This is a genomic window from Enhygromyxa salina (genome assembly GCF_000737335.2).
GTDB lineage: Bacteria > Myxococcota_A > Polyangia > Nannocystales > Nannocystaceae > Plesiocystis > Plesiocystis salina_C.
In genome coordinates this window covers 1-11,461 of sequence record NZ_JMCC02000020.1, presented here as the reverse complement: position 1 = coordinate 11,461, position 11,461 = coordinate 1, and the positions used below count along the sequence as shown (strand labels likewise).

Annotated in this window: 9 protein-coding genes; 3 read left to right on the top strand and 6 right to left on the bottom strand. The window is 66.4% G+C overall.

Annotated elements, in window-relative coordinates; genetic code table 11:
* The first annotated feature begins 81 nt into the window (after window positions 1–81).
* Complete coding sequence (locus DB30_RS09115; RefSeq protein WP_205632944.1) at window positions 82–684, top strand: class I SAM-dependent methyltransferase; 603 nt, start codon at window positions 82–84, stop codon at window positions 682–684.
* 30 nt (window positions 685–714) lie between these two features.
* Here DB30_RS09115 and DB30_RS09110 read toward each other — a convergent pair whose 3' ends face one another.
* Window positions 715–1,989, bottom strand: coding sequence for a tetratricopeptide repeat protein (locus DB30_RS09110; RefSeq protein WP_052547889.1), 1,275 nt, complete (start codon window positions 1,987–1,989; stop codon window positions 715–717).
* A 308-nt stretch (window positions 1,990–2,297) separates the two neighbouring features.
* Complete coding sequence (locus tag DB30_RS09105) at window positions 2,298–2,924, bottom strand: hypothetical protein (RefSeq protein ID WP_052547883.1); 627 nt, start codon at window positions 2,922–2,924, stop codon at window positions 2,298–2,300.
* Window positions 2,925–3,421: 497 nt separating this feature from the next.
* Between DB30_RS09105 and DB30_RS09100 the strand changes: the two genes are divergently transcribed.
* Together DB30_RS09100 and DB30_RS09095 are read left to right on the top strand one after the other, a co-directional pair.
* Window positions 3,422–4,585, top strand: a complete 1,164-nt coding sequence (locus DB30_RS09100) for a hypothetical protein (protein WP_146658345.1) — start codon at window positions 3,422–3,424, stop codon at window positions 4,583–4,585.
* A gap of 272 nt (window positions 4,586–4,857) precedes the next feature.
* Window positions 4,858–5,829, top strand: a complete 972-nt coding sequence (locus DB30_RS09095) for a hypothetical protein (protein ID WP_052547878.1) — start codon at window positions 4,858–4,860, stop codon at window positions 5,827–5,829.
* Between the two features lie 19 nt (window positions 5,830–5,848).
* Here DB30_RS09095 and DB30_RS09090 read toward each other — a convergent pair whose 3' ends face one another.
* The 4 genes from DB30_RS09090 to DB30_RS09075 form a co-directional block, all read right to left on the bottom strand.
* Window positions 5,849–6,781, bottom strand: coding sequence for a ribulose phosphate epimerase (locus tag DB30_RS09090; protein ID WP_240480196.1), 933 nt, complete (start codon window positions 6,779–6,781; stop codon window positions 5,849–5,851).
* A 137-nt stretch (window positions 6,782–6,918) separates the two neighbouring features.
* Window positions 6,919–8,487, bottom strand: coding sequence for an MFS transporter (locus DB30_RS09085; protein ID WP_146658344.1), 1,569 nt, complete (start codon window positions 8,485–8,487; stop codon window positions 6,919–6,921).
* A gap of 133 nt (window positions 8,488–8,620) precedes the next feature.
* Window positions 8,621–9,511, bottom strand: coding sequence for an alpha/beta hydrolase (locus DB30_RS09080; RefSeq protein WP_052547873.1), 891 nt, complete (start codon window positions 9,509–9,511; stop codon window positions 8,621–8,623).
* A gap of 15 nt (window positions 9,512–9,526) precedes the next feature.
* Entirely contained in the window at window positions 9,527–10,864 is a 1,338-nt protein-coding gene (locus DB30_RS09075) for a cytochrome P450 (RefSeq protein ID WP_165703675.1), read from the bottom strand.
* Window positions 10,865–11,461: the final 597 nt, after the last annotated feature.

Below are 11,461 nucleotides of genomic sequence, written 5' to 3'. Positions count from 1 at the left end.
TCCACTCGATTGGCCAGACACCGGCAGCCTCGATGTTGTGCGCGAGCGTGGTCGCTCTGGACCCGCGCTACCATCGTGCCGGTGAGCAGGGTCAAACAGTTCTACGCAGCCCACGGTCTCCGCTTTGACGCCGAGCGAGCGCGCGAGTTGAACGAGCGCAGCTATCTGGAGCGCGTCCGAGCTGCCGTGCCAGCGCCGGCGAGGGTGCTCGACCTGGGCTGCGGGGGTGGGGAGCCGATTGGGCGTTGGTTCCTCGAGAGCGGCTATCGGGTCACCGGTATTGACGCCGAGCCATCCTTGCTGGCGCTCGCGCGCGAACGCTTCCCGGAGGTCGAATGGCGGTTGGGCGATATGCGGGAGGTGGCGCTGGGTGGTGCGTTCGAAGTGGTCGTGGCATGGGACAGCTTCTTCCACCTCGATCCAGACGACCAGCGCGCAATGTTCCCGCGCTTCGCTGAACACACGGCGCTCGGAGGGCTGCTGCTGTTCACATCAGGCACTCACCACGGCACGGCCATCAGCCCTTTGTTTGGGACGCCCCTCTACCATGCCAGTTTGGCCTCGGAGGAATACCGAGAGCTGCTCCATCAACATGGCTTTGTCGTGCTCGTGCACCGAGTGAGTGATCCGGATTGCGGCGGACACACCGTCTGGTTGACACGCCGAGAACGCGACCCTCGCTAGCCAAATTTGGCGAGGGCCACGAGCAGCCCCTCATCCGAACCGACTCGACCGCACGGGGCCGTCAAACCAGCGATCGGACGGCTCGAGACCCCGACTGCCCAGCGCGAGCACGGGTTCGATCGGATCAAATTCCGGCTCTTCCTCCGGCTCGACCACGGCGGCCGTGATCCGCTCGGCCCAGACGTCGGGAGGTTCGTCCGAGGCCGGAGCCTCGACCATCTTTTTCCCGTCGGGCCCAGGGCGAAGCGACGCGTCCCAGGGGCCCACGAGGTGCTGGTGCAGCAAGCCGACGATGTCCGGCACTCGGAACGGCGGATCGGTCCAGCAGGCCGCCCGAGCGAACAGCCGCGCGTCCGTTGCAGCCGCGAGCGCCTCCGCCACCTCTGGCGTGAGGGTTGCCAGGTCGTAGGCGACGACCAACCCACAACGGCCATGCGCGAACGGCAAGACAGGCGTCCCGGTCAAAGCTCCGAGCGCGCGCGCAACGGCCTGGCTGCCCTGCTCGGGCAGCTCGAGGAACGCCGCGGGCGCCCACTCGAGCACGTCGAGCAGCGCGATCAGTCGCTCCAGCTCACGTCGAATCGCGCTGGGGCTGTCTTGGGTATAAGCGTAGCGGCCCTGCATGCCCTCATTGAAGCCGTAGGGCGAGATATGAAGCAGCAAGCCACCGTTGATCACATAATGCCAGCCGCGCAGATCGGAGGCATCGAGCGCGCACAGCCCCTCCGCGCGAGCCGCCCGATTGAGCATCTGCGTGATGCGTTCGGCGGCGCTGTTGTGGTCCAACTCGGTTGGGACCAAGGCCGTCGAGTGAGCCCTCGCCGTGTCCACATCGCCCGCCGCGATCGCGTTGAAGCACAGCAAGTACCTGGGCCAGAACGCCTCCAGCAACGCGGGATTGGCGAGCAACAGATCGCGCGCCTCACCGTTGCGATTCGCCTGTTCCAACGCCGCGGCCAGCTCCTGAACCACCGCTGCTTCTCCGGGCACGTCGGCGTTCAGCCGCCGCAGCAGCGGCACGGCGATGAGGGGAAGACCGACCTCCAGCAGTTGATAGCCAAGGTCGTACAACGCTTGTGGCTCGCGACTCGAGGCAGCAGACGCCGCCTCCAGCAGTTCGTCCAGGCCCATCTGCTCGCCGATCTCCACCAACAACGCACACACCGTAGTCAGTCTGCGGTCGTCGGCATCCAAACCGGAGGCCTGAGCGGCAAAGCGCAGCTGGCGTGCCGCTAGTTTCGGCTCGTTGCCGACAAGATGCTCACGGGCCTTGGCGGCGTAGGTATCGAATTCGGTCAGGTCCACGGCGCTCCTTGGGGGCGGAGCATACTACGCCTCCGATCGTGTCGGAAGTAGATCGGTGAACGTCAGCGCTCGCCTGGTCCGTCACAGACCAAGTCGAGCGTGGCCAGATCGGCAGCGCGCGAGGATCGGCAGCGCGATCTCGGGGTCGAAGTCGCCAGCACACAGGGCAGCGGTCAGCGGGTCCACCTCGACATGCTGGGCCCCAACGGCCGGCGCTGTCGAGCCTCATCATCAGTCACGACCAACAAGCCAGATCAGTCGGCGCGCGACGCCGCGCTCGCGGCCCAGGAGCTCGGCTACCCTCAGTCTCAGTGAAACACGATCAGCGTGCGGTGCTCGATGCTGATCGTCGCGGCCTCGAACAGCGTGTACCAGACCAAGCGCTCGCGCCACAGCCGGCCGCTGTCCTCGATCACGCGCAGCTGTGCCTCACAGGCGGGCGTGGGGCGACCACCCTCGAGCGTCACGTCGATGTGCGGCGCGACCTCGATCAGCTCGCGCAGCAACGCTTGGCTCGAGCCGAGCATGCCCCCGACGAGTTCGTCATCGAAGATCACGTCGCTGAAGTCGATCGGCACATAGTGGCCTTCGGCGTCGGAGTGGCACAGCAAGTGCGAGTCCATCATCATCGCGGCGTCCTCGATCACGCTGTCGTGCTCGGGCCGCATTTCGTTGTCGTCGGGCACGGGCTGGCCCTCACGCATATGCGCGTAGGCCCGACGCAAGTAGTGCAGAAAGCTGTAGGGGAAGCTCGTGCACCCGTGACACAGCTCGTGCAGCGGCGTCGCAAAGCTCTCGGGCTCGTCGTGTTGCGGCAGCTCGTTGGCCTCGAGGGCCTGGTTGACCCCCTCGATCGAAGTTCGCATCCAGTCGGCCCCCTCGGCGTCGTGGATGATGAGATCTGCGAGAACACCAACGCCGATTGCGAGGCCCATGCGGGCCCCAGTGTCGCACGCTTTGTCGCGCGTTCTAGCGGCGAGGACCGACGATCAGGGCGTGACCGAACAGCACACCGCGCCCTCGGTCGCTATCGGCTCATCGCCTCGGGCTGGATCCAGGGCGAAGCCTGCGAGCCGCCACCCATGGGCGTGGCTGCTGCAACGGGTGTTTGCGGTCGACATCATGGTCTGCCCGCGTTATCGTGGCTCGACAAAGCTGGTTGAGATCGCCAACGAGCGCGACGCGATCGCGCGGGTTCTCGCTACACTCGGGCTCGGGCCGCGGCCACCACCGCGACCGAGGCCACCACTCCCTCGAGGCCGACACGCACCGGTAGGGAGCGAGAGATGCCGAGGCCCGAGCGCGGACCGTCGCGGCGGATCTTTGTGCGACGCATCAGGTCGGGTTCTCCTGTGCGTAGATGATGTCACGCGCGTAGTGTTCGGCGAGTTGTTGCAGCTGAGCCCAGGACTCGTGTCAGACTGATCCTCCGATGTCGAAGGCACGCGCACGCTTGCATCTGCCGATCTTCGCGCTCGCACTCGCGTGCTCTCGGCCAGGGCCGCCGTCGTCTCCAGAGGTCGAGCCGGCTGCGCCAGCGCGACCCGTCTTCTTGTGGCAGCACGAGTTCGAGAGCGCCGCGGAGGCTGGTAGCTTCGCCATCTTGCCCCAGAGCGCGGGCATCTGGACTTCGCCCTACGACGCTGAGCCAGCGTGGATCTACGCCAACACTCGCGACGGGGTCGTGAAGGTGATCGGAGTCGAGGGTGAGTTCGTCGAGGTTCTGCTCGGCTGGGAGCCGGGGCCGGTCACGCACTGTCACGAGGCTCCGATCCTCGACCTTGGGTTGCGGGTGTTCGTGCGCGAGGCCGAACTCGCCGACGTCGTCACCCGAGCCGCCCTCATCGATCATGGTGATGGCACGGGAATCGTTGTCGCTCCCGGCGCCCGGGTGTCGCTGTCCGGGACCACCGCGACAGTTAGCACGTCGACATCCGGGGGTGCATATTTTTATGGTGACCACAACCACTTCGAGGTCGCGCTGGATGCCGGGCGACTGGACATCGGCAAGTTCTATGGTCCAGCGAAAGCTGATGAACTCGCGCGGCATCGTGCCCCCTTCGAGGGCGGTTGGTTGAGCGTCGGTCCTCGGATGCGCCTGCGCCTGAGCGCGCGCCTGAGCTTGTTCGCGCGGTCCGAGCACGACTCCGATTACGTGGTGGTTGGCACGAACTGTCTGCGCATCGCCGGTTTCTACCAACCGCTCGAGTCGGACCACGAGGGCCACGGAGGCCTGCTCTGCACCGGTACGCTGGCTCCCGAGGGCACCGAGCGCTGGCAGGTCCCGGTTGGAGCCGAGCTGACTTGGCCCAATGGCGAGCACGCCGGGACCAGCTTCCGCGAGGTGGTGTTCGAACAGTCGCCCATTCGCCGAGGTTCGCGTCTGTGCTTTGTTCCCCGCGTGCGCTGCGAGTGGGTGACCGGTCTGTCGACCTGCATCGCCGCTGATACCTTGATTCCCCTGCCCCCGACTGCCCCGGGCCCGGAGGTCAAGGTCGATTCGCCCTGGCCCGAACTCAGGGAGAAGCGAACACCACATAGTGCCTTTTATGTCGAATACTGCATAAGCGACATAGTTTCGCCTCGCACGCAGTGATGCGTGGGATCCCGATGCGCCAGATCCAGAGTGGCTCGGCCGCGGCAGCATCGTCGTGACGATGCGCTACGCCCGCCTCGCCGATGGCATCGGCGACGAGCTGATCCGGCACCTCGCTCCGGCCCGCGATGCTGCAGAGTTGCAGCACAAGAGCGGACCACAAAGTCGGCCGACTTCCAAATCGGCCACCCACACTCATGTAAGCGACCGATCCTGAAGTAACCCAACAGTCTGTTAGGCTTCGCCCGCCCCGCGATCCGCACCGACGACCCATGACCCCACCCGACACCAACAAGCCCGCGTCGGCGTTGGTCCCGACCCGCGCCGCCACGCAGCTCGCAACCGTCGAGCTGCCCGCGCTCCCCAACCAGGCTGCCCGTCAACTTCGAACCCTCGCGCTCAGTGGTGGTCTCGTCAGCCTGGTGTTGGTGACCTACGTGATCGCGTTCTCGATCGGCATCCCGCTGCTCGTGTACGTGATCGGGATTGGCGGTGTGCTCTTGGCGATCAAAGAGCGCCGCAGGGTCGAGCACGGCAACCGCATCTATGAGGCCGCCCGCGAGGACATGCGCAGCGGAGACATCGCCGCCGCCACGCAGGCCGTTGACGAGGTGCTGCTCCACTCGGGAACCAGCCTGCGCTACGCGGCAGTCTACGTGCGGCTCGCGTTGTTGCGGGGGGTCTTGGCGCTGCGCCGGGGCCAGCTGCAAGAGGCGCGCGCCCGGTTGCTCGCCGTCGAAGCGACCGGATGGTTGGGGAGCTTTCGGATCTCGCGACAAGCCACGGGTGAGGCCTACGCCAGCTTGTCGATCTGCGGGTCCGTGCTTGGCGAGGTCGACGACGCGCGCGCGTGGCTCGAGCGCGGCCGCGAGGTGCTCGACCCTTCGCGCGAGCACGCGATCACCCCGCACAAAGACGACGAGCTCGACAGCTCGAGCTTGAGCATCGAGCTCGCCGAAGCCACGCTGCTGGCCCGGGAGGATCAGCATCAGCAGCTGTTCGCGCTGCTGCAACGACTTGGCCACGACAAAGACAACCTGCTTGGCCGCGCCCTGCAGCTGCTGCAGGCGTATACGCTGCATCGCCTGTCGGAGGGCGAAGACGAGTACCGCGGGGTGTTCTCGAGCATGCCGATCGAGCCGCTGCTCGCCAACCTCCGCCCGGGCGAGCTCGACTTCATGGCCGTTCACTGGCCCGAGCTGCACGCGTTCATGCAGGCCCGCCGGCTGCTGGCGCGGGACTGATTAGTTTGATCAGGGCAGATCAGGGCAGCGTGCACACGCCCGTGTCCCACACGCCAGGCCCCGGGGGACCCGCGCCCTCCTCGAACATCGGCGAGCAAGCAGTCCCCGGCAGATCTTCACACGGCCCGTCACCCTGGGCGAGATCGCAAAATGGGGAGCAGCAACTGTCGCCCTCGCAGTTGGGCAGGACTTCGCTCGCCAGACAGGCGAGCCCCGCCGCGCACTGGTCAAACCTGCCGCATGGATCGCCCGCGAGCCCTACGGTGAGCGTCATCGTGCACACGAAGTCTTGCGTGGCCCAATAGCAGCCCAAGCCTTCGCCACAGTCTTGGATCAGCGGATCACAGCTCGGCGCGCACACGGTGACCGAGCCTTCGTTTGCGATCAGACAAGCGGTCCCCGGGCTGCAGATCGAATCGTCGTAGGTTCCCCCGCAAAACGAGTGGCAGCTGCCGGCCCACGCGCCCTGGCTCTCGAGCACGGCCCAGCAGGCGCTGTCCGCATCACAGTCATCGGTGGCCTCGAAGGGTCCCCCATAGGTGCATGGCTCGCCCGCGGCCTGGCTGCCCGTCACGGGCACGCACTTGTTGGCGTCCCAATGTCCACCGGTCGACGCATAGGCCACACACTTCTCACCATCGGGGCAGTCCTGCGCGAATGGATCGCACTCGCAGCCAATCAGGTCGTAGCCCAACGGCACGAAGGTGAGCGAGCCAGAGCTCTCGTCCCCGTCAGTTGGGTCGTCGGTTGGGTCGTCGGTTGGGTCGTCGGGCGGATCATCGGGCGGCTCGGCCGTATCCGTCGAGCTCTCGGTCGTGTCCGCCACGCCCGTCGTGCTGGCCCCGGTGTCGTCGGCGAGAGGCCCCGGTCCAGGCGGACCGCAGGCCACCCCGATCCACGCCGACATACCCATGCCGAGCAGAGTCGGGAGACGGATCCGCGATTCGGTCATGCCGAGGCAGCGTAGACCAAACACCCTAATATAGCTAACTTAAATCATTAAATTCTACGCAGATCACCAAAATTACGTAACAATAATTACCAAAAAAATCACTTCGAAGACATGCGCGAGATCGACCACCCTGATGGTCACCTCAGCTTGGGCTTGTTCTTGGGCTTGGCCTGCTTCGGCGGAAGACTGTCGACAAACTCCAAGGCCGGCGTCAGCCAACCTTGCAGCTGCGCCTTGGTCTTGGTGCCCTGCTTGCCCACGTAGACCATTCCCTTCGACGGCCGCCCGGTGAAGTCCATGGGCCGCGCGTGTTTGCGCGCCAGCGTGGACTCGAAGCGCTCGGGCCCGACCCGCAGCATCAGGTCGTCGTTGATCACGCCCGCGCACATGTGCCCGGCGAACATGAAGCACAGCCCGCCAAACATCTTGCGCTCCGAGTAGCTCGGATGATCCGCCAGGAGGTCGCGGATCCGCTGGGCGAGCTCTTCGTCGTAGGCCATGCTTGGATCCGAGGGTCCCACAACCACGGCAGCGCGACAACGCCGTAGCCCAGCGAGCGCGACGAGCCCCACACCCACGGGCTGGACCAGCAGGAGGCCCAGCGCGACCACAATCCCGATGGTGTCGGCGACCAACCCGATCAGCAGCGGCGCGAGCAAGCTGATCGGGGCAAACAATTGATCGATCGCCGCGACCAACCCTGCCTGACCTGGCCGCGCCGCGTAGGCTCGGGCCGCGCAGATCGGGTACAGCGGCGCGACGCAGAACCCCACGAAGAACAGCGCGGCCACGCTCGCCGGGATTGACCGCATCTGCAGCCAGATCACGAACGCTGCCGCGCATGCGAGCGACGCCAAGACCAACAGCCGCAGTCCGTCGATCCGCGGCAGCAGCCGCTCGGTCACGGCCAGCCCCACCACGCCTCCGACGGCGCACGCAGCAAACGCGATCGCTTGGGTGTCGATCGGCGCGCCTAGTTCATCGCGCATGAACAGCACCCCAAACGCGACGAGGATCTCATCGAGCAAACAACACAGCGAGCAAGCGCCAAGCCACATCAACAAGTCGCGGTCGCGCAGCCCCGCGCGCAGACGCTCGAGCAAAGGAGCGTCTCGCTCGGATTCATCGTCGTGCTCGCACTCGTCCGTCCCGGCCGGCTGCACGCGCACGCGGGCAAGGACCACCGCGTGGAGCAAGTGCAGCGCCCCAGCCAAACCCAGACCGGCGCGCCAGCCCAACCCCAAGCTCGCGACCGCGAGGATCAACAGCGGCGTCGCCATGTCCCCGATCGCGCCCATCAGCGTCCAGCGTGTCATCCACCGCTCGCGCGCCTCGGGGTAGGCGTCCATCAACAAGCCCTGGCTCAGGCCGCAGGCGAGGCCGCTCGCGCTGCCCCACGCACCAAACGCCAGCGCCAGCGTCCACGCCGAGCTCGTGCACGCGGCCGCGATCATGAACCCACCCATCAGGCCGACGCAGAGCGCGGCCACACGGTCGCGTCGCCAGCGATCCGAAAGCAACAGCAACGGGCCCTCGACCAGCATCGAGAGCAACAACGGCGCGACCAGCAAGACCAGCGCGATGCCGCCGTACGCGACGCCTAGATCATCACGAATGTCCGCTGCGCTGAGCGGCGCGACCCCGGAGCCAAGCTCGTCGAGGAAGTCGACGTACACCAGCGCCAGCGCGGCCGCGGTTCCCCGCAAGGTCGCACCACGCCAACCTCGTCGCGTCGGCGCCGAGGCCGATTCAGCCTTCGAGGCTGGAGATCAAATCGGTTCGGTCAAGCGATCACGCATGGCTTGGCGATCCTCCCACCACACCATCGCGCTGACAAGCTCAATCCGTGCTCGCGACGCGGGCCAGGATCCACTCGTGGACCTTGGCGATCACCGGGGCGCGCAGCTCGGTCGGCTCATTGTGCAGCTCATGGAAATAGCCCGGCCAGACCTCGATCGATTGGTCGCGCGCCGCCGCCTCCGACAACGTAGCGAAGGTCTGCTCGGTCACCGTGGAGTTCACGATCTGGTCACCCGTGCCGACATACCAGTGCATGGGCAGCGTCACATTGCGGGCGCCTTGCTGCACGCGATCGCTCGCCGCCTCCATGGCCATGACCCAGCCGGTCGTGACCTTGCGGGTCCGGCGAGAGTCCAAGTCGTAGCGCTGAACCTGCTCCGGGTCGCGACAGATCGTGTTGGGATCGATCGCCACGGGCACGGCCATGCGCGGGAACAGCTTGGCCAGCGCGCGCACGATGAACTCTTTGACCGGGCCGATCTCGATCGCAACCTTCAACAGCGGGGCGCTGATCACCGCGCCGCGCAGCGCCACGTCGTGCTCGTGGTCGAGCAGGTACGTCAGCGCGATCAGGCCGCCCATCGAGTGCGCCCACAAGAACCAAGGCACCCGGTCGGGCCCGCGCGCCTCGCCAAGGTGGACCTGGTAGTCGCGCAGGACATCGAGCAGATCCTCTGCGTACTGCTCGAAGCGATCCGCGTGGCCCGGGATCCCGCCGCTGCGGCCCTCACCGCGATGGTCGGGCCCGAACACCAGCCCGCCAAGTTCGTTGAGCTCGGCCGCGACTTGATCGTAGCGCGACACGTGCTCGCTCTGGCCGTGCACCATGCACACGACAAATTTGACCTCACCCTCGGGCTCCCACAGCTCGGTGTGGAGCTTGGTGCCGTCGCGCGCCTCGAGCTTGCGGGTCTGACTGGTCTGGCTCACCGCGGCAGTATGCCGTCAGCACCTACGCAGGTCGAGGACCAGCCCCCCGCGTGGCAGCGGCGTCGGGATCTCCGTGAAGCTCAGGTCCTGGTCGGGCCCCAGCGTCCACGTGAACTCGCGCAGGATCATCGCGAGCACAATGTGCATCTCGAGCTCCGCGAAGTGCTGACCGATGCACATCCGCGGCCCGCCGCCGAACGGAATATAGGCGAAGGGTGGACGCTCGGCCGGCACCAGCCAGCGCTCGGGATCGAAGCGCTCGGGCGCGGGGTAGTACTGCGGATCCGAATGGACCAGGCGCGGGCACACGGCGATCCGCCAGCCCGCCGGAATCCGAAACCCGCCAAACTCGCCCTCGCGCGTCATCACCCGAAACGCCGCGCCGATCGGCGGGATCATTCGCATGCTCTCTTTGATGACCGCGCTGAGGTACGGCATCCCCCGCACCGACTCGAGCGTGAAGCTGCCAGCTTGCAGCTGGTCTTGCTCCGCCCGCGCCTTCAGGGCGACCTGCGGGTGCATGGCCAGGTGATAGATCACGTTCGACATCGCGGTGACCGTGGTGTCGTGACCGGCAAACAAGAACAGCTGCAGCTCGTCGACGATCGTGTCACGCGGGAGCATCTCCCCCGCCTCGTCCCGGACCTCGAGCAGCGTCGACAACACGTCCGCCCCGCGCCGGCTCCCGGCGTCCCGCCGCATCACCAGATCATCGAGGATCGTGGCCATCCGCCGCCGCGCGTCCATGGCCCGGGCAAACTTGGTGCCCGGCAGCTCGACCGCCAGCGCCGTGAACATACCGGCCGTGAACGCCTTGAAGTCGCCGCTGAACTCCCCCAGCGGCACCCCGAGATCCCCCACTTCCCCGACCAGGTAGGTCGCCGCGATCTCGAACGCCAGCGCCCGGATCCGCGGCACCATGGCCATCGGCCCCAGCCGCGCGTCCGTGTCCCAGCGCCGCAGGTGCTTGCGCGCCACCGAGAGGATCGAGGGCACCGAAGCATCCATCCCGACCCGCCGAAAGTGCGGCGCCAACAGCTTGCGCCGGCCCCGGTGCTCGTCCCCGCTGATCAACGCCAAGCAGTCGTCACCAAGCAGCTCGCGGATCGCCGGCGACCACTCGTTCTTCAGGTACTTGTCTTCCCCAGCGTAGACCCAGTGATTCGCCTCGGCCCCGCTCAAGTACACCGTTGGCTTGCCAAGGATCCGCGAGAAAAACACCGGCCCATACTTGGCCCGCCGCGCATCCACAAACGCCCCCGGCGATCGCAAGAACTCCAGCGTCTCCCCCACGACCGGCAGCCCCATCTTCCCCGGAGGCGTCGGCAGCGATCGCTCGGAGAACCCGTTCACGGCCCCGAGGATAAACCAACGAGCTCACGAGGGGGCCACACATGCGCCAGCAAACAACCAGCCCGTCAGGAGCGCCCTAGAAAGCCCGAAACCCTCCATGCGGAACCCAGAAGCAAGAATGGAGCGCCCTCGTCTGGCCGTAGCTGCCCAGACGAGAGCCCCCTCCCAGCCCTCACAGGGGGCCACACATCCGACCAAGAACAACCAGCCCGTCGGGAGCGAGCGAAGCGAGTGACCTGCGAACTCCGAACCCTCCATGCGAAACCCAGAAGCAAGAATGGAGCGCCCTCGTCTGGCCGTAGGTGCCCAGACAAGAGCCCCCTCCCAGGAGGCCACACATCCGACCGAAAACAACCAGCCCGTCGGGAGCGAGCGAAGCGAGTGACCTGCGAACTCCGAACCCTCCATGCGAAACCCAGAAGCAAGAATGGAGCGCCCTCGTCTGGCCGTAGGTGCCCAGACAAGAGCCCCCTCCCAGGGGGCCACACATGCGACCGAGAACAACCAGCCCGTCGGGAGCGAGCGAAGCGAGTGACCTGCGAACTCCGAACCCTCCATGCGAAACCCAGAAGCAAGAATGGAGCGCCCTCGTCTGGC

Bases quoted from the DNA above. Each gene is read 5' to 3' on its own strand.
- DB30_RS09105 (WP_052547883.1), bottom strand. From the start codon at position 2,924: ATGGGCCTCGCAATCGGCGTTGGTGTTCTCGCAGATCTCATCATCCAC.
- DB30_RS09100 (WP_146658345.1), top strand. From the start codon at position 3,422: ATGTCGAAGGCACGCGCACGCTTGCATCTGCCGATCTTCGCGCTCGCA.
- DB30_RS09095 (WP_052547878.1), top strand. From the start codon at position 4,858: ATGACCCCACCCGACACCAACAAGCCCGCGTCGGCGTTGGTCCCGACC.
- DB30_RS09090 (WP_240480196.1), bottom strand. From the start codon at position 6,781: ATGACCGAATCGCGGATCCGTCTCCCGACTCTGCTCGGCATGGGTATG.